This window comes from Enterococcus sp. 4E1_DIV0656, assembly GCF_002140695.1.
Taxonomy (GTDB): Bacteria; Bacillota; Bacilli; order Lactobacillales; family Enterococcaceae; genus Enterococcus_D; species Enterococcus_D entomosocium.
Genome location: NZ_NGLF01000002.1, coordinates 442773 through 467817, shown reverse-complemented (window position 1 = coordinate 467817; position 25045 = coordinate 442773). Strand labels below are relative to the sequence as shown.

Genomic DNA, 25045 nt, shown 5'->3' with positions numbered 1-25045 from the left:
AACAATGTAAAAGGGGATTGAAAAAATGACTGAAACAACTTTTCCAAAGGACTTCTTATGGGGTGGCGCTATCGCCGCAAATCAAGTAGAAGGGGGATGGAATCTTGGCGGCAAAGGCTTGTCGGTAGCGGATGTGGCTACTTACAAACCTCATGTCGACGTGAAAAACTTTGCAGCACATATGAGCGTGACTGTTGAAGCCGTCAAAGAAGCAATGGCGGATTCAACGGATACCATCTATCCAAAACGCCGAGGGATCGACTTCTATCATCGCTATCCAGAAGATTTGGCTTTATTTGCGGAGATAGGTTTTAAAGTATTGCGTTTATCGATTGCATGGACCCGCTTGTTCCCAACTGGGGAAGAAACGACACCCAATCCAGAAGGGATCGCTTTTTACCGCAATGTCTTCCAAGAAATGCAGCGTTTGGGAATCAAACCGATCGTAACGTTGTCTCACTATGAGATGCCGTTAGCGCTGAGCTTGAAGTACAATGGCTGGGTGGAACGTAAAGTGATCGATGACTTTGTCCGTTTTGCGACCGTCTGCTTTGAAGAATTTGGGGAGTATGTGGAGTATTGGCTGACCTTTAACGAAATCGACAGTATCCATCGTCATCCCTTTACAACAGCAGGTCTCATTCCTGAGCAATCAGAAGCTGGTAAGGAAGAGCAAGACGTATATCAAGCCCTCCATCACCAATTTGTGGCCAGCTCATTAGTGACAAAAATCGCCCATGAAATAAATCCCGACAACAAAGTCGGCTGTATGATCACGAAGTTGATGACGTATCCATTGACTTGTGACCCATTGGATGTTGAATTAACTTTAAAGAAAAACTTGGAAAATGATTTTTATGCGGACGTTCAAGTCAAAGGTGCTTATCCGCGAATGATTGAAAAAGATCTCGAAAAACGGGGCATCAAGATTGAAATGGCACCAGAAGACCGCCAAATCTTAAAAGATCACACCGTTGATTTTCTTTCTTTCAGTTATTATATGTCTATGGCTGAATCAGGCGACCCACATGCGGAACGGACACCGGGCAATACGGTTTTAGGGGTAAAAAATCCCAAGCTGCCGTCAACTGAATGGGGCTGGCAGATCGATCCTAAAGGCTTGAAAATCTCCTTGCTTTCATTGTATGATCGGTATCAAGTGCCATTGATGATCGTTGAAAATGGTATGGGTGCCGTGGATGTCCTTGAAGACGGTCAAGTGCATGATCCGTATCGGGTCGATTATTTCAAGGCACACTTCAAACAAATGAAGGAAGCCATCGATGAAGGAGTCGATTTGATTGGTTATACTTCATGGGCACCGATCGATCTGGTCAGTGCGGGGACGTCACAAGTGACGAAACGCTACGGCTTCATTTATGTGGATGCCGATGATGAAGGAAACGGCAGTTATGACCGTTTGAAAAAAGATTCCTTCGATTGGTACAAAGAAGTGATCGCTACCAATGGCGCAAGTTTGGCAGAATAAACAGTGAGGAGCGAGAGTGCATGATTTACATCAAGAAAGTCTTAAATTCAAGTGTCGTACTTGTTGATAAGGAAGGTCAGGAAATGATTGCACTTGGGAAGGGGATCGGCTATGGAAAGAAAGTCGGCGACAGCATAGCCGATACCCAGATCGATCAAGTTTTTCTGCCAATCGATGAAAAAAAATCGGGTCAGTTTGCCGATTTGGTGGATGAGATTCCGTTGTACTATTTTGAAATGACCAAAGAAATCGTTCAGCTGGCGCAAAAAATGCTGCCGTATCCGCTAAATTCAACGATTTACCTTACCTTATCGGATCACTTGCACTTTGCTGTGGAACGTCAGCAAAAAGGCTTGAGTGTGACGAATCGACTCTATTGGGAAATCAAGAATTACTATACGGAGGAATTTCGAGCCGCCGAACAGGCACTACGCTTGTTGAAAGAGAAGTATCAAATTGATCTGCCGGAAGAAGAAGCCTCCAATATCGCGTTTCATTTGATCAATGCCCAGTCGAACACCGAGGAAAATCAAGATGGGTTGAAAAAAGCCAAATTGATCGGGTTGATCGTCAATATGGTACGCTACTCGATCCAGCAAGACGTCAACACCAATTCGATCCATTATAATCGCTTTATCACCCACGTGCGTTTCTTCGTTGACCGGTTCTTTTTGGATGGTCTGCTGCAAGAAGAAGACGAAGGACTATACCGTCAAATGTGGGCTCTTTATCCAAATGCTATGGAGATCGCGACAAAAGTCAAAGCCTATATCGATAAAGAATATCAAACGAAGATCCCTGTCAATGAAATCGTCTATCTAGGCGTTCATATCAATCGGTTGATGAACCATTCAGCGATCAATTCCTAAGCGTCCTCATTTTTAACAAACACAAACAAGCCGTTTCCCTTTGCTGGAAGAAACGGCTTGTTTGTATTTAGTAGGCTTGCTTGTCAGGAATCACGCCTCGAACGCCGCCTTTTGGTTCCTCCACATCGCCTTGGTAGCGTGGGATCAAATGACAATGGCAATGAAAGACCGTCTGTCCGGCAGCCTCCCCGCAATTGAAGCCGATGTTGAAGCCGTCTGGTCGATAGGTTTCCAACAAATAGGCTTTGCCTTCCTGCAACAAAGCCTGCAAGTCTTGTAATTCCTCTTGGGTGAGGGCAAAATAATCCCTTCGATGTTCTTTGGGGATCAATAGCAGGTGTCCAGGGGTGACGGGAAACTTATCAAAGATCGCATAAAAGCGTTCGTTTTCAATGATCGCATGTTTTGAGGCAGTACAAAAAATACAAGTCAAAATCTTCCGCTCCTTTTTCTCAGCTAGATAGCGTATCGATACTTATCTTTAGTGTACCAAAAGCTGATTCGAAATGAAACGCACGACAAAAAGCATGTCATTATGAGTCATTTGCGAGTAAAATGAAAAAAAGTTTGCTGATTCGCTTGACTTAGAGTGCACTTCAACCTGTATGCTTAGTGTAACTTAAAAAACAGGAGGACGAGCAAATGAACTATGTAAAATTTGGCAATACGGGACTTGATGTGTCACCATTATGTTTAGGGACAATGGGATTTGGCGATCCCAATAGTGGCTTTCATGAGTGGGTGTTAGAAGAAGCAGATAGTCGCGAAGTCATCAAAAAAGCCTTAGATCTAGGCATCAACTTTTTTGATACGGCAAATGTCTATTCTTATGGAGCGAGCGAAGAAATCGTCGGTCGAGCATTGAATGATTTTGCTCCGCGGGATGAGATCGTGGTTGCCACAAAACTGTATTCAAAAATGAAGCAACGGCCAAACAGTGGGGGGCTGTCTCGAAAAGCGATCTTTTATCAAGTCGAACAAAGCTTAAAACGCCTACAAATGGACTACATTGATTTGTATATCATCCATCGTTGGGATTACCACACGCCAATTGAAGAAACCATGAAGGCCTTACATGATTTGGTGGTTTCTGGAAAAGTGCGCTATATTGGTGCATCCGCGATGTACGCTTGGCAATTTGCCAAAGCACAAGCAGTTGCAGAGAAAAATGGCTGGACCAAATTTGTCTCGATGCAAAATCACTTAAACTTGCTTTATCGAGAAGAAGAGCGAGAAATGATGCCCTTGTGTGCCGATCAAAAAATTGCCGTGACGCCATATAGTCCTTTGGCTGCTGGACGTTTAACAAGAGATTGGGGTGCAGAGACCAAACGGTACTTAACGGATAAAACCGCCAATCAAAAGTACGACAAAACGATGGAACAAGACCGGGAGATCGTGGCACGAGTCGCAAAGATCGCTGACAATCACCAAAGCAAACGGTCGCAAATCGCCTTGGCTTGGTTATTGCAAAAAGAACAAGTGGTCGCACCAATTATTGGCGCAACAAAAGAAAGCCACTTATTGGATGCTTTACCTGCCCTTGATCTAAAGCTGACTGCCGAAGAGATTGCTTATTTGGAAGAGCCTTACTTGCCTCATGCAGTGGTAGGAGCGGAATAACGAGTAACAAAAGGGCTTCTGGCTCGTAGCATGTAAAACGATCTAGGAAAAAATGCAAAACAAGGAAGTGAAGCCATGAATATCAAAAAAGTCAGTGAACTGAGCGGTGTCTCAGCTGATACCATCCGTTACTATGAAAAAATTGGGCTGATTCCGCCGGTCAAACGCAATAAAAACGGTGTTCGTGAATTTGATGATGACGACTTAAAATGGATCACCTTTACTAGGCAAATGCGTAATGCTGGACTATCGATTGATGGGTTGAGTCATTACCTGGCTTTATTTGAAGAAGGGCGAGGGACGGTTCCTGAGCGCAAGCAGCTCTTAGCAAAACAAATTGCGGTACTCAGGGAGAAAATCTCAGATATGACGGAAGCTGTTGAACGTTTAGAATACAAACTAGAACATTACGACGAGCATGTTCTGCCGACAGAAGAACGATTGCGTCAACGAAAAGCCAATTTGGTCACTAAGTCTTAATGACTGAATTCGCTACTATGGAAATTGAAACGTTCTGCTCAATGGAATCCAATAGAAAGGAAGCTTATGAAACGACTTGCGATTTTAGGTGCTGCTGGAACGATTGGGCAGCTGACACGCCAAACACTTTTAGAAAGAACCAATTTCTCCCTAGTACTCTATGCCTGCCAGGTAACGGAGCGTTTGCAACAGATTGATGCTGCGCGTGAGACGATCATTGATGGTGACTTTCTCGATTTAGGACGACTCGTTCGGGCATTGCAAGGTTGCCAGTCGGTTTTTTTGACGGATATCCATGACTCGCGGGCAACGCTGCGGGTGATCGAGGCGATGAAATTAGCAGAGGTCAGCCAATTGATCAGTGTCGCACCAGAAAGAAACCTTTGTCATCCAGAGGCATTAAAGCAATTGGTGTCCGCAACTGATCTTTCCCTTTCCCCGAAAAAGCATCAGCTGTTATTGCAGCAAAAAAATCGCTTGATGTCCTATCAATTGATTAAAGGATCAGAATTGTCGGTTTACTTTGTTCATTTGCCGTCAGAGAAGAAACGTATGGCGAATAGAAGAGCATGGCGGGAATCTGTTGTAGAAGAAATCCTTTCCGCTTGTGATTGCTGTGCAGCTTAACAGCAATCTTAAAGGAATGAAAAAATAGCAGAATACTTTCTTGAAGGTCAGAATCAATTTTTTCATGTTTTCATGAAAAAATTGGTTCTTTCTTTTACGATTTTTTTGATAGAATAGACAGAAGCTTTTATACATAAAAATAGTTGCCAGATCGAAAGGAGAACGTTGATGGAAACACTTATCAAAAAAAATCTTGCTTTATTGCTTGGGGTGCTATGGATCTGCATCGCATTAAACTTCTTCCTTTTACCTCACAGCATTGCTTCTGCCGGCGTCGGGTCGATTGGCTACCTCATCGAAACTGGCTGGTCGATCAATCGCCATATCGTTGTCTGGGGTATAAATTTATTGATGCTGGCCCTTGCGTTTTTACTTTTGAAACGAGAGGTCTTTGTCAATACGGTTATCGGTAGTTTGGCATTTCCCGTTCTTCTAGCACTTTTACCAGAAATTATGCTGCTGCGCTTTTATTCCATCTCATTGATTTTAGGTAGTTTCTTCTTTAGCTTCGGCATCTTTTCGCTCTACAAAATTGGTGCGTCTAATGGCGGTGTGACGATTCCGCCACTAATTTTGGAAAAATACTATGGCATTCGCAGATCTAGTGGGGTTTTCTTGACCAATTTGATCATCATCTTATTGAACCTTCTGATCTTTTCTTGGCAAGAAGCACTTATTTCTGCCTTTTCAATCTACTTGATTGCCTTCTTCATGCGGCTCTTCATGAGAATCGAACAAAAAATGCAGGCCAAGAAATCTGTGAAAGTCCAAGGAACAGCAAAATAGAGTAACATTTCAGAAGCAAAACATCGGTGCAAAAAATCTGCACCGATGTTTTTTAATATTTTCTTTTTCTTAGAACAGCTATGGAACCAGTCAAACAAGCGATGATCAAAAAGCAAGTTAACAACAGTGCTGGCAGCAGTTCCCCTAGTTTGATTTGGTCGGTTAAGTAGTTAGGAAATTGGCTGGAAAGGGAATATGGATTCCAGTTTGTTACTTGACTCCATAGGTTGCCTAACATGCCCATCAGATAACAGACGCCAATAAACAACAAACCTTGATAGATACTTTTAGCAAAGCTGGAACCTAGCAGCAGGATGCTGATTGCTAGTAAACCGAAAAGCCAATAGCTGACCAAAGCGCTAGGGACTTGAGCAGCGCTGGAATCATCGAAATAAATCATCGTATAAAAAGCACTGACACTGGCACTTAGGAGGTAACTCAAAGACCAAAGAATCATTAAATAGCAAGCTTTTGCTATGACGATCGTGGTTTTTGGTAAGCCTCTGGTGATCAGCTGAATAAAGGTACCCTGATTTATTTCGGCTGAGAGCGTATCGGTAAAAAGAATCACGAATACTAGCAGGCCAATCGTGCCGATGTTGCTGTAAAACTGAAGCCACGCATCGATCGATGTCGGATCAGCAATTGTGATTTCAATCGATTCCGGCATCATACTGGCCATCAGATCTGGCATGATTTTGGCAGTAAAGGGAGAAAGCATACCAATCAGGGCAAACAGGATCAAGCAAATCAGTAGTTTTTTGCTGCGAAGACCGCCGAGAAACTCTTTCTTTAAGAAAACAAGAAACGCATTCATTTGATCACCTCCAAATAAATCGACTCTAACGATGGTTCGATTCTTTGAAAGGATTCTGGGACAATGTGTTGTTCGTTCAGCAATTGTAGCAGCTGTGAACCGATATTGGTTCCAGTTTGTTCATCGATCAGTAATTGATTGTTCTTTCTTTTCGCCGAAATACCGTGGATTGCTAACACTTTGGCAAATTTTAAATGGTCACCTTCGTCGGTAAAGACAATCCCAAAGACGGTTTTTCGATAACGGTTTTTCAAGGAATCCATCGTTTCGAACGCACGGATCTGACCTTTGTGCAAAATCGCAATATAATCTGACAGCTGTTCGACATCTGCGAGAATATGAGAGGAAAAAAGCACTGTCGTTTCTTCTTTGATTTTTTCCAATACATCAAGAAATGCTTTGCGTCCTAGAGGGTCTAGTGCGGATGTTGGTTCATCACAAATCAAGATGGCGGGGCGGTTGATCAGAGCTTGGGCTAACCCTAGACGTTGCTTCATGCCGCGAGAAAAGCCAGCGATTTTTTGTTTCGAAGCTTCCAGGCCTACCAACTCTAAGACTTCCATCACTCGCTGAGGCTGAAAAGATTCTTTATTTGGCTGAATTTTTCCGCAGAAAGTCAAATATTCTACAGCTGTCATAAAAGAGTAAAACTGCGGCACATCTGGCAAATAGCCGATCCAGCGATTGGTCTTGGTTGAGCCAAATTGTACTGGTTCGCCACAGACAGTGATTTCGCCTTCATCAATAGGGAGTAACCCTAAAATCGCTTTCATGGTGGTTGTTTTGCCGGCGCCGTTTTCCCCTACAAATCCCACGACACTCCCTTTGGGGACCGAAAAGGATAGGTCTTGTAGCACTTGTTTGTGCCCAAAACGTTTGGATAAGTGATTGATCTCGATCATCTTCATTGTTGATCCCCTTTTCCAAAAGCAAAATAAAGGATAGGACCGATCAGGCTAACAAAACAGGCGATGAAGAGCCAAAGAATACGAGAGCCAAACTTAAATTGTTCTTGTTTTAAAATATCTCGAACTGCCAAAACGATCAAGATCAATTGCAAAAGAATCAGAGGGATCAGTATGGGCAAATAATCAGATATATTTTCTGGTACGTTTAGTGAAAAACTATTCATGTGAGTCACTCCTTTGCGAATTAGATACTTGTTCAGCCAGATTGCTCAAGCGCTGAAACAACTCTTTAAATGGGGGTTTTTCTTGATACGGTTCAAACAAGGGTGTCAGCTGTGCTATTGCAAGAAATTGTTTTTTGACACTACCTGAGTTACGCGGGATCTGACTCCCTAATTCTAATTCACTGATCCACTCATCGATGCTGTTGAAATAATCATCTCCTTTCAAAACGATTTCCTCTGGAGTAGCTTCTAATGTTTTGACATACAGCGTTAATGCTTGTAACAATAAGCTTTCTTTTCCTAAAGCAGCAAACGAAACCATCCCAGCGGCTAGAAAATTCAGTAAAGAGAGGGGATGCAATTCGGCCAGTTGGAAGCTCTCGCTGAGTGCCAGTCCACGTGCATAGTTTTTTTCCAGTTGCTCCTCGTCTTGTGTGAGCATTGCTAAATAATTCGTTAGCAAACTCATAAAAATAATTAAGTACTGGTAAATCGCACTTTGCGTAACGATCTCAGCTTGTTGCAACTGATTTTTTTGCTGAAATGCTGCGGCAATCAACGGTTCGCTAGGTAAAAAAGAGAGAGTTTTCGTGCCAAGGATCGCCAAGACTTCTTCTGGCTTGTTTCTCATCAGAAGACAATAAGCATCGATCTGTTTCGCTTGTTGTGCCAGCTCACTGTCTCCTTGGTCCATGATCCGTTGGTACAGGGTTTCTGCTTCCTTCAAATAGGTATTTTTCTTTGCTTCCATCAAAGCGTCTTCGTAAGTTTGCCCTTTCGGGACGCCTTCTACGGGGACATCCGGCAACAGATCCCAATGATTCAAGTAAAAGGACCCCATTTGTAATAAGAATGGATAACAAGAGTAATAACGTTTGGTAAAACTTTGAGCAAGAGCGAGAACTTCCGTTGGTGTTTTTGTTTGGAAGGCGTCTTTTAATAATTGGTAGATTCGCTGGATCTCTTTAGGCGATAGCTGCGAATCTAAAATCAACAATTCATCGACGCTGCAATCAAAATACGCCGCTAATAAGGGCAGTGAAGTGATATCTGGATACGTCTGTCCCGTTTCCCATTTTGAAACGGATGCTTTTGACACGTTCATAAATGCTGCTAATTCTTGCTGCGTAACGCCTCTGTGTTTTCTTCTCCGGGCGATTTCCTCGCCAATTGGTAAGTCCATAGTACACCTCCGATAGGTTTGTTTGATATACTTCTATCATAAGAGGAGAAGGGATAACTTACAATGGATTACTAGTTAACTTTTGGTTGATTTGATTAACCATAGGTTGATTATTAACGTAGGTGCCCCCATCTCTGACAAAGAGATGATCTAGAAGGAGAGGCAGAATGATGAAAATTATAGCAGCGATTGATTCCTTCAAAGGAAGCGCCACTTCCGCAGAATTAAATCAAGCGGTCTTAAGCGGGTTTTCAGACCAGTGGGAAAAATGTAGTATTCCCATCGCTGATGGGGGAGAAGGCTCGATGGCAGCAGTTTTTGCTGCGTTTGGAGGCAATTACGAAACGGTTCCAGTGACCGACCCATTAGGTGGTAAGTTGCAAGCCCGTATGTTGGTCACAAAAATCAATGAAGAAAAAATCGCTTTGATTGAATCTGCGGAAGTGATCGGATTGCAACTCGTGGAACCTAGTGACGAGACCACCCGCAATAGCTCTTCTTTTGGTTTAGGCCAAATGGTCTTAGCAGCTTGCAGACAAGGAGTGAAAAAAATTTACCTGACCCTTGGCGGTAGCGGCACTTCTGATGGGGGCGTAGGCTTTTTACTTGCGTTAGGAGCAACCATTCAAAGAAACGTGCGAATGGAAAACAATCCTTTGCTACAGGCAGAATCTCTGGAGCTCAGCCAGTTGAACCCTCTGCTTGCACAAATTGACCTGTTTGCTTTAGCCGATGTAACAAATCCTTATTCAGGTGAACAAGGATTTGCGTCAGTTTTTGGTTCACAGAAAGGGGCAACCAAAGAAACGATCCAGCAGTTGGATCAACAAGCAAAGCGTTTGGCTGAACACATCAAGCGGACCACGGGGATCGATTTGGAAGTCCCTGGTGCTGGTGCAGCTGGGGGCCTTGGTGGTGCGGTTTATTTGGCAGGTGGTCAGTTGGTTCCGGGATTTTCGACGATTGCTTCCTTGATTGGATTTGAGGAAAAAATCAAAGGAGCAGACTTATTGATCACCGGTGAAGGTCGTATCGATGGCCAAACAGCTAGGGGGAAAGTACCCTATGGTGTCGCTTTGATCGCTCAAAAACGCCAACTCCCAATTGTTGCAATCTGTGGCTCCCGAACCGAACGTCTCGGTGAACTGTCGCAATTGCTTCCAACAGTCTTCAGTATCCAACAAGGACCAGTTTCCTTGGCAGAAGCGATGGAAAAAAAGCGAACCTTGATTAATGCTCAACAGATTGCTCAAGCCATCGCCGGCTTTGTGGAGCAGTGGCAAAAAAAGACCGGATCAGCTCCTTCAGAAGTCACTGATTTTCCAACCAAATAAGAAGCAAACACCAAAAAACTTCGTAGGGAAGGCAATCGCCAGTACGAAGTTTTTTGGTGTTGCGCCTTTTTAAGCCAAGGTGGCTTGTGCTTCAATCTCCACTTTAAATTCAGGGGCAACCAAGCCGGCAACGATGACGAGACTCATGGCCGGTTTGTTTTCTGCCAAAATGGTTGTGAATGCCGTACGGACAGCAGCTAAGTAAGCAGCATCCGTTAAAAAGACGGTCATTTTGACCACTGATGACCAAGACAGTTGATTGGCTGATAAATGCTCTTCGATTTTCTTCAAAACGATGGCTGTTTGCTCTTGCGGGTCCTCAGGTGTGGCTCCGTCTTGTGACGGCGTTTGACCAGAAATGAAAAGAAAAGGTCCCTGCGTGATTTTTGTATCGGTATAGATTGCCATTAATTTGGCTCCTTTCTTCTATCTTACCTTTGGATGATAGGGACAGATAGCAATTGATTGGGTGTGTCTTAGTTTACTTGATTACACCTGCAAAAACAATCAACAAACGTTTTCTGTTGGTTTTGTGAAACCACGGGACGAAGCCGCCCTTCCCCTTTAATAAAAACACTCATTTTTTTCAGGCTCCACTGAAATTATCGCCAGAATTTTATGGTTTTAATGTCTTATACTATGTTCAGATCAAATAAATAAACAAGGAGGAAAAAAATATGAATTGGTACAAAAACACAACAGAAGAACTATTACATACGTTGCAAACAACACGGCAGGGCCTTTCCTCCGAAGAACGCAACCAGCGTTTAGCAAAGCAAGGTGAAAATAAAATTACTGAGGCTGCGCAGATCCCTACATGGAAGAAAGTCGGCAAGCATTTTACAGACTTACTGATGTTGGTCTTAATCGTCGCAGCCGTTTTAAAAGGGGTTTCGGGTGATTATATCGAAAGCGGCATTATTATGGCGGTCGTCGTCATCAATGGATTAGTCGGCTACTGGCAAGAGCGTAAAGCCCAAGAGTCACTGGATGGGTTGAAGCAATTCATGGGGCAAGAAGCAACAATTTATGTTCATGGCCGCAAGAAGAAAATTGCTGTTTCTTCCTTAGTAAACGGAGATTTAGTCGTTTTAGGACCAGGAGATGTCGTACCAGCAGATATGCGCTTGATCGAAACCCATGATCTTGTGATTGAAGAGTCTATCTTAACCGGCGAATCTGAGCCAGTTCAAAAAATGACCGAACCCATTACTCAAGAAAGTACGATTGGTGACCAGCGGAACATGGCGTTTTCTGGTACCCATGTAGAAAGCGGAACTGCCAGCGGGATCGTCGTTGAAACAGGAGACGATACACAAATCGGCCAGATCAATCAAGCAATTCAGTCTGTGAAAGCGCAAGAAACCCCGTTGATCAAAAAAATGAAGCAATTGAATCACCAAATCTTTAAAGGCATTATCGGATTAGTGATTTTCTTGATCTTCTTTACTACCTTCCGCTACGGCTTTGATCTTGATCTCTTGTTCTCATCAGGTATCGCATTAGTTGTAGCAATGATTCCTGAGGGCTTGCCAGCCGTGCTGACCATGATTTTATCGATGGGTGTCAAGGAAATGTCTGAGGAGCAAGCAATCATCAAAACGATGCCATCAGTGGAGACACTAGGTGCCATGACGGTGATTTGTTCAGACAAAACAGGAACCTTGACCAAAAATGAAATGACGGTCGTCGATGTCTTAGTTGAGTCAAACGTGGATAAAGCAACGGCGCTTGATATCATGGCAAATTGTCAAGATTTGAAGCAAGACGAAGGACAAAAGGCGGCTGAACTCGTTGGAAACCCAACCGAAAAAGCCTTGTTACAATACGCAGAATTAGCGCAGCAACCATTGCGTAAAACAGTCGATAAAATTCCTTTTAGTTCCTCTTACAAGTACATGGCAACACGCCATCAAAATCAAGAAGAGCCGAATGACTCGGTAGTGTTTGTCAAGGGTGCGCCCGAAGTGTTGCTTGAGAAAAGCCAACTGACTTCAGATCAAAAGCAATGGTGGTTAGATGAAAGTGCAAAATTAGCAGCGAAAGGGCAGCGACTGATCGGCTTTGCGCATCTGACGCTGTCGGCACAGGAGTCCTTGTCCCACGAAGCACTCATCAATTTAACCTTTGTTGGGATCGCTGGCATCATTGATCCTCCGAAAGACAGTGCCATCAAAGCGGTAAAAGAGTGCTTGCAAGCGGGCATCCAAGTCAAAATGATCACAGGAGATCATGGCAAGACCGCTCAAGCTATCGGCAAGCAAATTGGATTGAAGCACACGAATCACGTGTTGGAAGGGCTGGAAATCGATCTGCTGTCTGAGGAGGAGTTGCAGCAAGCAGTCCAAAAGACAGATATCTTTGCTCGAACGACCCCAGAGCATAAATTACGGATCGTTAGTGCTTTGCAGGCGAATGAAGAGATTGTCGGAATGACCGGCGATGGTGTAAACGATGCACCAGCGCTGAAAAAAGCCGACATTGGGATCGCTATGGGGATCAAAGGCAGTGAAGTAACCAAGCAAGCAGCCGATATGGTTTTGGCAGACGATAATTTTCATACGATCGCCAATGCCGTCCGAGTGGGTCGACGGATCTACGATAATTTGAAGAAAACCATCAACTTCTTCTTACCAACGGCTGTTGCACAAGGATTGATCGTTATTGCGGCACTCTTGTTGAACCGACCACTGCCACTGACACCTGTACAAATTTTATGGGTAAATATGGTGACAACCATCACGCTTTCTTACGCACTCGGTTTTGAGAAGGCAAGTGCGGATGTCATGAATCGACCACCACGGCCAATCAAAGAAGGTATCTTATCTTGGTACAGTCTGTTCCGCATCTTCTATGTCTCGCTGTTAATCATGATTCCTTCCTACGTCTTAGCGATTCAGTTTGAAGGAACGGTCCTTCAACAAAGCATGCTACTGCAAAGTATCGTCTTTGCTCAAGCAGTCTACTTACTGAACTGTCGTGAGCTGGTAAAGCCGGCGTTGAATCGCCAACTCTTTGCCAATAAAGCACTCTTAGTCTCCCTGGCACTACTGATTGTATTGCAGGCAGCGATTTTCCTAACACCTATCGGACACCAGCTTTTAGGGATTGGTTCTTTGACGCTGATGCAGCAGTTGAGCATTGCAGCCAACGGGGCACTTCTTTTCACAGTCGTCGAAGGTGAGAAATTTATTACAAACAAGCTGCAAGGACGTCAAAAAGCTGCCCCAGTGAAACAATAAAGGCAGCTTGATGATTCTAGTGATAACTTAAATAATAGGTTTGAATGAGCTCAGTCACTTGATTGAGCTCATTTTTGGTCGGTACCATCGATAAATAAAAGACTGGGACAGGGGCATCATCTAATGGGAAGTTTGACAAAACAAAATCAACGTCGGTTGCCGATAGCCCTTCTAGTTGACCTGGTTCGATCGCCGATAGTAGAATACGTGCTCCGAGAAAGTCATTCAATTCTTGCATAAGGTAAGCTTTCCATGCTGGCTCCCCTTGAAAGATAAAGTATCCCTTTGCCCGGATAGGGTTGATTTGTAAAATAGCCTGTTGGATCAACAAGGTGGTGGTTGACCATAAAGGAAAACTCGTTTCCCTTTGACTGTTTGTCTGTTCTTCTAAAAAGTCATGGATCGTTGCTTCTATCGGTAGCGAATAGGGCTGATTCAAGCGCTGGATCTCGTGAAATTCTAACCCAAACCATTCTGAGAGTTTGGCAGACTCTTGCGTTTTGATCAAGAGCAGCAACAGATTCTCAATCAGCTGCGTCCCGCTAGCGAGAGGTAGCTGCAACGAGCGGGCTAATTGTTCGACAAAATGGGTCGTTTTATCGTGAATGGTTTGATACGTTTCAAGAGTCGCTTGAATCGTTTGGGACCAATCGTTATTGTAGTTCCAGCTTTCTAAAAAACAGTAGAAGCTAAAGAAGTGTTCGCTGCATTCTAAATATACGCCTTCTTTTTGGTAGAGATAACTTAATGGCTGTTGGAAAAGACCGTAGAGGGGATCATCCCCATTAAATTCGAAGGAATCCATGCGGCAATTGGCCTTGATACGGATTGTATTGATAAAAAACCAGCAAGTACCGAAGATTTGTTCTACGTCGATTTGGAGTTTATCTTTGCCCAGACGCTGTAAAAAATGTTGATAGTGGGACTCATGAATTGTATATTCCTCAAAAAAGTAATTGTTATGGGTATAAGGCAGTAAAAGTCGATGGAAAAAGACCCGAATATTGATCTCACTTCCTTCAAAGCGGATCACGCGATTTGTGATGCGAATCCGTAAGGAAAAATCCGTCAAACTTTTATTTAATTTTGTAATATGCCGCCGCAAAGTTTCATAGGAAGTTCCTGCTTGGCCAAGAATTTCTTGCGTGCTAAGTTCGCTGGAAAAAAGCAATGCTTTCATTAAAGAAACACCGATCGATTGAGGGAAAAACGTTTCCCATAGCTGACTCATCAACAATGGCCCATCATGGGTCAAAGCAAAGCCATTACTGGCGGCTTCAATCTGCCAACCTTCGGGTAATTGTTGACGAATATAGGTTATATCAGAAAAAACCGTTCGTTCCGTCGTATCGATCAATTTTGCTAGTTGCTTGGCAGTGATCATTTTGTGATTCGCCAGTTGTTCCAAGAGAAGGATCTGACGTAATAAATCCTTCTCGGTAATGATTTTTTTCATCATCCCATCCATGACAAAAACTTCCTTTCTGAGTCTTTCGTGTTCTTTTTGATTTTATACGAAAAAGGCAAGTTTTGCTATTTCCAATTCACCGAATGATGTTTTTCTATTAAAAAAGATGGAATGGGTATCCTTCTGAGTAACTGTCTAAAGGAATGAGGTTTTTTATGTGTTTTAACGGTTAGAGGTCTATCATATGTTCGTATTTCTTCATTCGCAAATACAAAGAATAACTTTCTTTCGATAATTTTATTTTTGAGGAAAAAAGACTCTTTTTGCGAGAGGCGTAGAGTTTTCGATGGAGAGCAGAGTCGATGATCCATTCAATTTCTGCTTGTTCTTCCTCTGATAAATCGGCATTTTTCTCATTGGATTGAATGAGAGAGTAAGTAAATTCTAAGCAGCTCATTTTATAAATAAAGGTGGAGAAATATAATTTGTCTATGTGCATTTAATCACCCTTTCTTATATCCGGTTCAATCATATAGAATAATATTTTGAATAACAATTCTGTTTTTTCATGATGTCATGAAAATTTTGGGTAAATGTCGATTTTTTGGTAAAAGATAGCGAATATATCGTAGCTTGATCTTCACGAAAGGGTTATAAAAAAACAAATATTATTTAAATGGATCAGCAACTATAATTAAGTAATCTGAAAGAAGTGAAGGGCATTTTTGGCCTAAAGAATGTGTCGTCATTTTGGTTAAGACAAACCGTTGCAGGATGTTTTCTTGTTTTGTCAAAAGGAGTCAAAAAAATAAAATTCGCTTTTTCCTGTTGACAGATCAACAAAAGCCGCGTAATATAGCTACCAATAACTCATTAAGACTAAACAAAAGAGAAGTATGAGGACGTTCGTCTTGCAGAGAGCTGATGGTGGTGCAAATCAGCAGATTGACGCTTCAGAAATGGACTTTTGTGTCGAAAGGCTGAAATCAGTAGGCTTTTTCCGGGAACTCCCGTTACAGAGAACGATCGTTGATAGACGATCTAGAGAACCAATTGAGGTGGCACCGTGAGTAATCGCCCTCAGGCAGACAAGTTTGTTTGCCTGAGGGCTTTTTTGTTTTTCTTGCCCTTCAACCAATAAAAAAATAAACGTAAAATCAAACTAAGATAAGTACTTGAGTCTTTTTTGGTTACAGAAAGTCGGCGGTGATGAGAGTCCGGCACCAAGAAATCAAGGAAATGGCCTTAGCCGATCATTTTTTGAACCCTTTTTTGGCAGTAGGAAAATGCGGGAACTCCCGTTATAGAGGAAGACCGTTGTTAGACGGTTGATAGAGAAGAAGTTGTTTATTTGGGCAACTTCAATTGAGGTGGTACCGCGATCATTCGCCCTCAAGCAGACGTTTTTATGGCGTTTGCTTGAGGGCTTTTTGTTTACAAAGAAAGGAGCAGCTTATGTATCGAATGGAACGAATCAACAGCGATTGTTTGACACCTGTCTCAGTTTTTTTACGGATTCAAGGGGCGCATAAATGTTTATTGGAAAGTATTCCCAGAGAAGAAGATACCGGACGCTATTCGATCCTTACCTTTGATCCCGTTCAGAAAATGACCTTTAAGGATGGTGTTTTTCAAGTGGAGGATCTTTTGAAAAAAACGGTCAACAAGTACCCGTGTCAGGACCCTTTAAAAGAAATGGAAGGGTATGTAGTCAAAAAGGAAATTAGCGCTTTACCGAATCTACCGCTGCAAAGTGGGGCTATCGGGTATGCGGGCTATGATATCGCCGCTTGCTATGAAGACATCGGACAACTGCCCGCAGATGAATTGCAAGTGCCTGATATGGCCTTTTGGCTTTTCGAAACTTTTCTCGTTTTTGACCATCAGACGGAAACTTTAACGATCATTCTTGAAAATTGCTATAGCCAAAGAGGAACCGTCGAGATGGAGCAGGTAATGCAAGCAGTGAAGCAGCAGTTAAGGACACCAGTCGCCGCTGAGACCCGTGTATTGTCAAACGAAAAACTGCATTTTACTAGCAATGTCACACAGCAAGCCTTTGAAGCGATCGTTCAAGAGGCGAAAGCCCGAATTACGGCGGGAGACATGTTCCAAGTCGTTCCTTCGCAACGTCTGAAAGCGTCATTTAAACAAGAGCCCTTTGACTATTACCGCAAACTACGAGTGACAAATCCTTCCGCGTATCTCTATTATCTTGATTTCGATCACGGATTTAAAGTGATTGGTAGCTCACCTGAAAGCCTGATTCGCGTTCAAGGCGACGAAATCACCACGAATCCGATCGCTGGTACCCGCAAACGAGGTGCAACCAAAGCAGAAGACGAAGCTTTGGCAAATGAACTATTGGCAGATGAAAAAGAACGTGCAGAGCATCAGATGCTGATCGATCTTGGGCGCAATGATTTAGGGCGGATCGCTGAACATGGGACGGTTCATGTTCCTTTATACATGGTGATCGAGAAATACCGCTATGTCATGCATATCGTTTCGGTAGTGGCTGCCAAGCGCAGAGCAGGTGTGACGGCAATGGATGCCTTGAAAGCAACCCTGCCAGCAGGCACGGTCAGCGGGGCACCAAAGATTCGTGCCATGACTCGCATCTATCAGTGGGAAGCTGTTCGAAGAGGGGTCTATGCTGGTGCAGTTGGTTATTTTTCACGAAATGATCAAGCGGATTTTGCCATCGGGATTCGGACATTGGTATTGAAAGACGAGATCGCTTATGTCCAAGCAGGGGCGGGGATCGTTTATGATTCTGATCCTTCATCTGAATACCAAGAAACATTACACAAAGCCAAAGCACTATTGGAGGTGTCAGCCAATGATTTTACTCGTCGATAATTATGATTCCTTTACGTATAACTTAGTCCAGCAATGTCCAGCGGATACGATCGTCTTGCGAAATGACGATCCAGAGCTTTTTATTGTTGCAAAAGAAGCAGATGGCATCATTTTTTCCCCGGGACCAGGCCGTCCCGAAGAGGCAGGATTCATGATTTCTTTGATCAAAACATACCATGATAGCAAGCCGCTTTTAGGCATCTGCTTAGGTCATCAAGCCATTGGTGAAGCGTTTGGTGCCAAAGTGGTCCAAGCACCAGCTATTATGCATGGCAAGCAATCGACCCTTACGTATCAGAAAAAAGGCGTATTCGAAACCTACCTAGGAGATATGACTGTCATGCGCTATCACTCGCTTGTCATTGAGCCAGCGACACTTTCAGCGGAATTTGAGGTGTTGGCTGAAACAGAAGGGATCATCATGGCGATTCAGCATCGCGAAAAACCAATCGTAGGACTCCAATTCCATCCAGAATCAATGGGAACAAACGAGGGGGCATTTTTCATAGAACAGTTTCTTAAACTCGTCTCGGATAATACAGAAAAAACACAAGATGAAAAAAGGAGGAATCTTTAATGCAAGCACTAAAAAAGCAGCCGCCGCAACAAATCACTCAGCAATTATTTAATGGCCGTCATTTAAGTTATCAGGAGATGCGTCACTTTGCTCAAGGAATTTTAAGCGGGGTGTTTTCAGAAAGTCAATTGGGCGCAGCATTAGTTGCGATGAAGATCAACGGCATCACAGCTGCCGAATTGACTGCTTTAGCAGAAATTATGTTAGAGCATGCCGTGACCATTCCTTATGAAGGAGGAGACACCATGGACAATTGCGGCACTGGTGGCGACCACGCCAATAGTTTTAATGTCTCCACTACGGCTGCCTTCGTTTTAGCAGCTGGGGGAATCACGATGGCAAAACACGGCAATCGCAGTATCTCTAGTCGTTCAGGCAGTGCTGATGTCTTAGCATGCTTGGGGGTGGCAATTCAAGCATCACCAGAAAAAATCGCCGATCTATTAGCGACAGTCGGCATCGCTTTTCTCTTCGCCCCGTCGTTGCATCCGGGCATGAAAGCAGTGATGAAAATACGGCAAGAATTAGCGACACCAACGATTTTTAATCTATTAGGCCCTTTGATCAATCCTGTGCCATTGACTACGCAACTGATCGGTACTTACGCTGGCGAGAGCTTGGTAGACACCGCTCAGGCGTTAGGCAGTCTTGGTCGGCAACGAGCAATGGTGATCCATGGATGTAATGGGATGGATGAAGCCAATTTGGCTGGTGAAACGGCGATCAGTTTTTATCACGAAGGAAAGGTGACGAATTTTTCTTTGGATCCGCAAGCGTATGGCTTTACGCCAGCACCGATCGAGGCGATCGTCGGCGGAGATGCGGCTCAAAACGCCGCGATTTTAACAGCAGTTTTGAAAAATCACCCTTCCGTTTATCTAGAGACAGTGGTCTTAAATGCAGGGTTAGGCTTTTATACCAACGGCAAAGCCGCCACCCTAGCGGAAGGCTTTGCGATGGCACGAGCGTGTATCGCTTCGGGCGCGGCCTACGACAAACTGCAGATGCTGATTCGTCAGTCAAATAGCCATTAACTACGAGAGCTGTAAGGAGGAGAATCATGGATTTTTTAGAAACGATCATCCAGAAAAAAGTTGAAGAAGTTGCCGCGATGCCACAAGAAATCGAAAAGGTCGTAGCGAAACGTCCATCATTTTATCAGCAAGTCAAGGACCAACCACAAAAGATGCACCTCATTGCTGAAATCAAGCGTGCTTCACCCTCAAAAGGAGACATCAACCAAGGAATCGACCCAGTCACACAAGCGGAAACTTATGAAGCCGCGGGTGTCAGCGGGATTTCCGTTTTGACCGACCAGCAGTTTTTTAAAGGCTCGCTGGCAGATCTTGAAGCAGTCAGTAATGCCGTTTCGGTGCCTATACTATGCAAAGACTTTATTATCGACAGAAAACAATTGATTCGCGCCAAGAATGCGGGTGCCAGTATTGTTTTATTGATCGTGGCCGCTTTAAAACCAGAACGCTTAGCCATACTTCATCAAGAGGCAATAGCACTAGGGTTGGAAGTACTCGTTGAGACTCATAATGCGGCTGAATTTCAACAAGCCCAAGCCTTAGGGGCCAAAATCATCGGCGTCAACAATCGTGACCTAAAAACCTTTGACGTTTCCTTGGATGTCAGTGTTGCTTTAGCACCTCAGCCGTCAGAGGCGGTTTACATCAGTGAATCTGGTATTCGAACTGCCGCCGATGTGCTGCAGCTTGCACCGTTTTATCATGGAGTCCTCGTTGGAGAAACGTTGATGAGAAGCAATCGAATTGCTGAAACAGCTGCAGATTTGCAGGTGAGCCGCCGATGACCAAAGTGAAAATTTGTGGACTCACCGAACGGCTGCATGTCGAAACTGCCATCAGTGCAGGAGCAGATTACCTTGGCTTTGTTTTTGCCGAAAGCCGTCGGAGAATCGATCCGACACAAGTCCGCAAGATAACGGAGCAAGTACCCCAAAATGTAGGGAAAGTCGGGGTTTTCGTTTCTCCAAGTTTTGAAGAAGTGCAAGCGGCAATTCAAGCCGCCCAGCTGACAGCGATTCAGCTCCATGGAAAGGTTCTGCCATCTTTGCAAACAGCCATCCAGACAGGCATTTTTGTGCATCAAAAGATCGCAGTGATCCAAGCCTTTGATGGAGAAGCAGAGACTTTAGAACAAGATTTCCTAAGCTGCGATGCAGATTTTGGGTTATTGGACGCTCCAGTAAGAGATCACCCTTATGCTGGCGGCAACGGCCAATCCTTTGATTGGCAAAAAGCGGCGAGAAAACCGTTACCGTTGTCTGAGCGATTTTTTATTGCTGGCGGTTTGCACGCGGAAAATGTAGAAGAGGCGATCCAACTTTTTAGGCCTTATGCTGTCGATGTTTCTTCAGGCGTTGAAACCCAGGGAAAGAAAGACAGTCGGAAAATCGAACAATTTATTTACTTAGTAAAGGAGAAGATAAAATGACCCAATACCCCACAGAAGCAGGTTTTTATGGTTCTTTTGGCGGGCAGTTTGTGCCAGAGACATTGATGTATGCAGTCAAGCAATTGGAAACTGTCTATCGTGAAGCACAAGCGGACGCAATTTTTCAAGCAGAATTACAGGAATATTTGCAAGAGTATGTAGGAAGAGAGACCCCCCTTTATCATGCACAGCGCTTGTCACAACACTTAGGCGGTGCCAAAATTTATCTGAAGCGAGAAGATTTGAATCATACGGGCGCCCATAAAATCAATAATGCGCTAGGGCAAGTGTTATTAGCAAAGCGGATGGGGAAAAAGAAAGTGGTAGCGGAGACCGGTGCTGGACAGCATGGCGTCGCCACAGCGACTGCGGCCGCGTTGTTCGGTATGGAATGCACGATTTTTATGGGTGCGGTAGATGTTCAGCGGCAAGCACTAAACGTCTTTCGAATGGAATTGTTGGGAGCAAAAGTGGTTTCAGTCACTTCAGGCAATCAGACATTGAAAGATGCTGTCAATGAAGCGCTGCGTTACTGGGTCGCAACCGTCGAGGACACCCATTACGTGATGGGTTCCGTACTCGGTCCGCATCCTTTTCCAGAGATCGTTCGAGATTTTCAAAGTGTGATTGGCAGTGAGACACGACGGCAACTATTAGAAAAAGAAGGACGACTACCGACGACAGTCGTTGCTTGTGTTGGCGGCGGCAGCAATGCGATGGGAATGTTTTACCCTTTTATCGATGATCAGACCGTTCGTTTGATTGGCGTTGAAGCAGCTGGGAAAGGTGTGGATACTACTGAGCATGCGGCGACCTTGACGAAAGGCAGTATCGGTATTTTACATGGTACCAAAATGCATCTGCTGCAAGACGATGATGGGCAAGTGATCGAACCTTATTCGATTTCAGCTGGTTTGGATTATCCAGGGGTCGGTCCCGAGCATTCTTACTTGAAGGAGATTGAGCGAGCGGAGTATTTCGCTGTCACTGATGAAGAAGCCGTTGACGCCTTTTATCTCTTGTCTCAAATCGAAGGCATTATTCCTGCTTTGGAAAGTGCTCATGCCGTTGCCTATGCCCTAAAGCTAGCCCCAATCATGACACCCGAAGAACGCTTAGTGATCTGCTTGTCTGGGCGAGGGGACAAAGATGTTCAACAAATCAAAGACCGGAAAGGAGCAGCGAAATGACCAGCAAAACATTGACGATGAAACTAAAGGAGCGCCAAAAACAAGGCAAGCCACTATTTGTTCCTTATATTATGGCGGGTGCCAACGGACTGGAACGCCTGCCAGCAGAAATCGAACTGTTGACGACACATGGCGCAGCCGCCATTGAAATCGGCGTGCCCTTTTCAGACCCAGTCGCAGATGGAGCGGTCATCCAAGCAGCTGGAATGCAGGCATTAGCCAATGGGACCACTTTAAAAAAGATCATTGCTTTGCTGCAAACCATCCATTCCGAGGTTCCACTGGTATTGATGGGGTATGCCAATTCATTCTTTCATTATGGGATTGAACAGTTAGCAAATGAGTTAAAAGCGACAAATGTGAAAGGGTTGATTATTCCAGATTTACCTTTTGAACATCGATCACTAGTAACCCCTACTTTTGATGCGGCGGATCTCGCGCTGATCACACTGGTCTCTTTGACCAGTCCTCCAGACAGAATTCAGACGCTGATCGAAGACGCGGAAGGATTCGTTTATGCTGTGACAGTGAACGGTGTCACTGGAGAAGATCGCCAATACAACGAACAGCTGGATCAGCATTTGCAAGCCATTTCGGAAAAAAGTCCGATTCCAGTATTAGCTGGTTTCGGGGTCTCGACCCACGCAGATGTGCAGCGCTTTGCCAATGTGTGTGAGGGGGTAGTGATCGGTTCAAAAATCGTAGCAGCGCTACAAAACGAGCCACTGCCTAAAGTAAGTGAGCTGTTAGCAGAACTTGTTGGTAAGCCATAGAAAACAATGTGAAGGAAAGAACCCGAATTGGGTTCTTTTTTTATGAGAAAACTAGTATTCGAGGTACTGATGGGCTGCTATGGAAAAAAGAACGTGATGTGTGAAGAGGAAAAGAAAAAAGGCTGATTGAAGATCAGCCCCAAATTGTCGTGATTATGCCAGTGTATCGGTGTCGATGGTTACTGTCTCGCAAAAATGCCCTCTGCCCCCAACGTAAACATGTTGGATTTCCTTTCGCGAAGTCGTAACGAGTTTGACAAAGATTTCAGAAGGTTCACCTAAATTGCTGCCTTGTTCAAAGCGATACACTTCTTTTTCGAAGGCACACTTTTGATACAAGAAGCAAGCCAAAGCGGCATTGGAAGTGCCTGTGGCAGATTCTTCATTGATGTCAAACAATGGGGCAAAGTTACGGCAAACGATTCGTTCTTTTTCCATTGCATATAAGTGCATGCCAACTACTTGTTGAAGCGCACTTACTTTTTTTATTTCCTCAAAATTAGGTGTAACTTGCTGCAACTGGGCCGTTGTTTTGATTGGAATAAGGATATCCTTTAATCCAGTAGAAACGATTTGAATAGGAATTTGATCATTGATAGCATTGGTATCAAAACAGTCAGTTAATTGTTCTAGTGAAAGTACATCTGAAAACAGTGGTTTGTTCTGTTCCATGAAAATGACACCGTCTTTGATGGTGATCGACAAATGTCCGGCGTTGGTGTCGATGCGATACTGTTGCTTGGAAAGTTTGTTTAGATACGATAATAGTGCAAAGGAGGCAATTGTTGCATGTCCGCATAAGTCAACTTCTTCTTTTGGCGTAAAATAGTCAAATCGGAAATCGGCCTGCGGGGATTTCGATAAAAAAGCTGTTTCTGAAAAGCCTAACTCTTTTGCGACGGCTAACTTTTGTTGTGGCGTAAGAGGCTGTTCCAACAAGACGACTCCAGCCTTGTTGCCACCCGTTTGATTTTTACTAAACCCACTTGCGATATGTACCGTTATCTCCATAGGACACCTGCTTTCTTTGTTCTTGTTAAGCATAGCATAATTTTTGCAGGAGGAGGATATGAAAACGGATTGGGTAAGCGATTAATCATGAAGAGCCGATGAAATGAAAAAAACATGGGTACTCAAAGAGTGCGGTATTTAATCATACTATAGCAAAAACGTTCCTTTGAGCATGCCAACCTTTCTCGTCAACTATTATCTTATAGGTACCAGTAAATATTTTAGCTATCAAAAAAGCAAATGAGAACGCAGCATCCCTGTTGCTTTCTCATTTACTTAAATCGTTTGGTAAAAAGCGTTGAGGTTATGCTAAAATCATTGCTGCATAAAAAAATGATAACCTTACTGCGAGGCGGAAATAGTTTAACTTTGATTGTAAACTTTCAATGCTTGTTTGAGACCAGCGTAAAAAAATCCGACTGTAACTATCAACATAGGGGTCACAGAAAACAGTTGACGATAATAACGATTTTTATCTAAGTAGCTGCCATCAATGGGAAAAATCAAGGAAGAGAGGTATTGCCAGAAGGAATTGAAGTTGAACAGAAAGACAATGAAAGAAATAAGTGTAAGAATCAGCCAAAAAACAACAACGAAATTCGTTTTTTTCATAGTTCGTCTCCTTTAATAAATTAGATTATTAGCTAATAAGTATAGCATGACGGCATCGAGTTAAGTAAATCAGATATTTCTTGGAATTGTGAAATTGAAGAAACTAAGCTGTTTAAATGGAACGATTTATAGATCTCATCGATCATACAGGCAAAGCCAAGTCTTCGTTTGTTAGAACAGTGTCTACTAAATAAAACGGCGAGGTATCATTTAACTAGAGAATGAGTATTTTACGGAGAGAAATTGCTGACAATTAGAATAAATACGGAAACGATGATGCCAATGAAAGAAATTTGCTGAAGATTGAAGCGGATGGGAAGCGATCGTTTGATTGCTTTGTGATGAGGAAGGGAACAGGCTGTTGATTAGTCACCAAATTGCTATGGCAAAAAAATTAGATCAATTTGGCACACATTTGGCACAAGAACAAACAAAAACCGCCAAGAACAAGGGTTCTCGACGGTTAAATAACGTTCCAGGAGGGATTCGAACCCCCGACCGTTCGCTTAGAAGGCGAATGCTCTATCCGGCTGAGCTACTGGAACAAATAAATTTCAGCGAATGCTC

General features: G+C 43.6%; 24 protein-coding genes, 1 tRNA gene and 2 other annotated features. Of the genes, 15 read left to right on the top strand and 10 right to left on the bottom strand.

Going from position 1 to position 25045, the window contains the following annotated elements; all coding sequences use genetic code 11:
- Positions 1-25 precede the first annotated feature (25 nt).
- Together A5882_RS15580 and A5882_RS15575 are read left to right on the top strand one after the other, a co-directional pair.
- Positions 26-1489, top strand: coding sequence for a glycoside hydrolase family 1 protein (locus A5882_RS15580; protein WP_005235257.1), 1464 nt, complete (start codon positions 26-28; stop codon positions 1487-1489).
- Between the two features lie 20 nt (positions 1490-1509).
- The gene (locus A5882_RS15575) at positions 1510-2358 is read left to right on the top strand and encodes a PRD domain-containing protein (RefSeq protein ID WP_005235258.1); all 849 of its coding nucleotides are present in this window, start codon (positions 1510-1512) and stop codon (positions 2356-2358) included.
- A 67-nt stretch (positions 2359-2425) separates the two neighbouring features.
- Here the strand turns inward: A5882_RS15575 and A5882_RS15570 are convergent, their stop codons facing one another.
- Positions 2426-2827, bottom strand: a complete 402-nt coding sequence (locus A5882_RS15570) for an HIT family protein (protein ID WP_254905026.1) — start codon at positions 2825-2827, stop codon at positions 2426-2428.
- Positions 2828-3000: 173 nt separating this feature from the next.
- On the opposite strand from A5882_RS15570, the gene A5882_RS15565 reads away from it, so the two are divergent.
- The 4 genes from A5882_RS15565 to A5882_RS15550 all read left to right on the top strand — a co-directional run bounded on the left by A5882_RS15565 (position 3001) and on the right by A5882_RS15550 (position 5874).
- Positions 3001-3981: an aldo/keto reductase gene (locus A5882_RS15565; RefSeq protein ID WP_005235260.1), complete on the top strand. Its 981-nt coding sequence runs from the start codon at positions 3001-3003 to the stop codon at positions 3979-3981.
- 75 nt (positions 3982-4056) lie between these two features.
- On the top strand, positions 4057-4461 hold the full coding sequence (locus A5882_RS15560; protein WP_008378568.1) for a MerR family transcriptional regulator: 405 nt from the start codon (positions 4057-4059) through the stop codon (positions 4459-4461).
- Positions 4462-4527: 66 nt separating this feature from the next.
- A complete protein-coding gene (locus tag A5882_RS15555; RefSeq protein WP_086373066.1) occupies positions 4528-5088 on the top strand; it encodes an NAD(P)H-binding protein in 561 nt (186 codons plus the stop codon).
- Between the two features lie 168 nt (positions 5089-5256).
- Positions 5257-5874 (top strand): YitT family protein, encoded by a 618-nt coding sequence (locus A5882_RS15550; protein WP_008378566.1) that lies wholly within the window; start codon positions 5257-5259, stop codon positions 5872-5874.
- A gap of 52 nt (positions 5875-5926) precedes the next feature.
- Here the strand turns inward: A5882_RS15550 and A5882_RS15545 are convergent, their stop codons facing one another.
- From A5882_RS15545 to A5882_RS15530, 4 genes are read right to left on the bottom strand one after another with little or no spacing between them, the layout of a single operon-like run.
- A complete protein-coding gene (locus A5882_RS15545; protein WP_086332476.1) occupies positions 5927-6691 on the bottom strand; it encodes an ABC transporter permease in 765 nt (254 codons plus the stop codon).
- On the bottom strand, positions 6688-7599 hold the full coding sequence (locus A5882_RS15540; protein ID WP_008378547.1) for an ABC transporter ATP-binding protein: 912 nt from the start codon (positions 7597-7599) through the stop codon (positions 6688-6690). The genes A5882_RS15545 and A5882_RS15540 overlap by 4 nt, the downstream gene beginning before the upstream one ends.
- Positions 7596-7823, bottom strand: coding sequence for a PLD nuclease N-terminal domain-containing protein (locus A5882_RS15535; RefSeq protein WP_005235274.1), 228 nt, complete (start codon positions 7821-7823; stop codon positions 7596-7598). The genes A5882_RS15540 and A5882_RS15535 overlap by 4 nt, the downstream gene beginning before the upstream one ends.
- Entirely contained in the window at positions 7816-9006 is a 1191-nt protein-coding gene (locus tag A5882_RS15530) for a helix-turn-helix domain-containing protein (protein ID WP_086373065.1), read from the bottom strand. The genes A5882_RS15535 and A5882_RS15530 overlap by 8 nt, the downstream gene beginning before the upstream one ends.
- Positions 9007-9173: 167 nt before the next feature.
- On the opposite strand from A5882_RS15530, the gene A5882_RS15525 reads away from it, so the two are divergent.
- Positions 9174-10340 (top strand): glycerate kinase, encoded by a 1167-nt coding sequence (locus A5882_RS15525; RefSeq protein ID WP_086373064.1) that lies wholly within the window; start codon positions 9174-9176, stop codon positions 10338-10340.
- Positions 10341-10409: 69 nt separating this feature from the next.
- Here the strand turns inward: A5882_RS15525 and A5882_RS15520 are convergent, their stop codons facing one another.
- Positions 10410-10748 carry a RidA family protein gene (locus tag A5882_RS15520; protein ID WP_008378531.1) on the bottom strand — a complete coding sequence of 113 codons (339 nt, stop codon included), beginning with the start codon at positions 10746-10748 and terminating at the stop codon, positions 10410-10412.
- A 269-nt stretch (positions 10749-11017) separates the two neighbouring features.
- Between A5882_RS15520 and A5882_RS15515 the strand changes: the two genes are divergently transcribed.
- A complete protein-coding gene (locus A5882_RS15515; protein WP_008378529.1) occupies positions 11018-13582 on the top strand; it encodes an HAD-IC family P-type ATPase in 2565 nt (854 codons plus the stop codon).
- Between the two features lie 16 nt (positions 13583-13598).
- Here A5882_RS15515 and A5882_RS15510 read toward each other — a convergent pair whose 3' ends face one another.
- Positions 13599-15050 (bottom strand): helix-turn-helix domain-containing protein, encoded by a 1452-nt coding sequence (locus A5882_RS15510; protein WP_005235280.1) that lies wholly within the window; start codon positions 15048-15050, stop codon positions 13599-13601.
- Positions 15051-15862: 812 nt separating this feature from the next.
- Positions 15863-16075, top strand: a binding site (T-box leader).
- A 66-nt stretch (positions 16076-16141) separates the two neighbouring features.
- Positions 16142-16387: a binding site (T-box leader), on the top strand.
- Between the two features lie 58 nt (positions 16388-16445).
- Here A5882_RS15510 and trpE point away from each other — a divergent pair.
- From trpE to trpA, 7 genes are read left to right on the top strand one after another with little or no spacing between them, the layout of a single operon-like run.
- Positions 16446-17852 carry an anthranilate synthase component I gene (gene trpE / locus A5882_RS15500; RefSeq protein WP_034872251.1) on the top strand — a complete coding sequence of 469 codons (1407 nt, stop codon included), beginning with the start codon at positions 16446-16448 and terminating at the stop codon, positions 17850-17852.
- Positions 17833-18429, top strand: a complete 597-nt coding sequence (locus A5882_RS15495) for an aminodeoxychorismate/anthranilate synthase component II (protein ID WP_005235288.1) — start codon at positions 17833-17835, stop codon at positions 18427-18429. Before trpE ends, A5882_RS15495 begins: the two co-directional genes overlap by 20 nt.
- The gene (trpD, locus tag A5882_RS15490; RefSeq protein ID WP_086373063.1) at positions 18429-19463 is read left to right on the top strand and encodes an anthranilate phosphoribosyltransferase; all 1035 of its coding nucleotides are present in this window, start codon (positions 18429-18431) and stop codon (positions 19461-19463) included. Before A5882_RS15495 ends, trpD begins: the two co-directional genes overlap by 1 nt.
- 26 nt (positions 19464-19489) lie before the next feature.
- Entirely contained in the window at positions 19490-20248 is a 759-nt protein-coding gene (trpC, locus tag A5882_RS15485) for an indole-3-glycerol phosphate synthase TrpC (protein WP_086373062.1), read from the top strand.
- Positions 20245-20892, top strand: a complete 648-nt coding sequence (locus A5882_RS15480) for a phosphoribosylanthranilate isomerase (protein WP_086373061.1) — start codon at positions 20245-20247, stop codon at positions 20890-20892. The genes trpC and A5882_RS15480 overlap by 4 nt, the downstream gene beginning before the upstream one ends.
- The gene (trpB, locus tag A5882_RS15475; protein ID WP_086373060.1) at positions 20889-22082 is read left to right on the top strand and encodes a tryptophan synthase subunit beta; all 1194 of its coding nucleotides are present in this window, start codon (positions 20889-20891) and stop codon (positions 22080-22082) included. Before A5882_RS15480 ends, trpB begins: the two co-directional genes overlap by 4 nt.
- Positions 22079-22855: a tryptophan synthase subunit alpha gene (gene trpA / locus A5882_RS15470; protein WP_086373059.1), complete on the top strand. Its 777-nt coding sequence runs from the start codon at positions 22079-22081 to the stop codon at positions 22853-22855. Before trpB ends, trpA begins: the two co-directional genes overlap by 4 nt.
- A gap of 153 nt (positions 22856-23008) precedes the next feature.
- Here the strand turns inward: trpA and A5882_RS15465 are convergent, their stop codons facing one another.
- The 3 genes from A5882_RS15465 to A5882_RS15450 all read right to left on the bottom strand — a co-directional run bounded on the left by A5882_RS15465 (position 23009) and on the right by A5882_RS15450 (position 25023).
- The gene (locus A5882_RS15465; RefSeq protein ID WP_086373058.1) at positions 23009-23866 is read right to left on the bottom strand and encodes a PhzF family phenazine biosynthesis protein; all 858 of its coding nucleotides are present in this window, start codon (positions 23864-23866) and stop codon (positions 23009-23011) included.
- A gap of 363 nt (positions 23867-24229) precedes the next feature.
- Entirely contained in the window at positions 24230-24478 is a 249-nt protein-coding gene (locus tag A5882_RS15455) for a hypothetical protein (protein ID WP_010747977.1), read from the bottom strand.
- 471 nt (positions 24479-24949) lie between these two features.
- Positions 24950-25023: transfer RNA gene (locus A5882_RS15450), tRNA-Arg, on the bottom strand.
- Positions 25024-25045 lie beyond the last annotated feature (22 nt).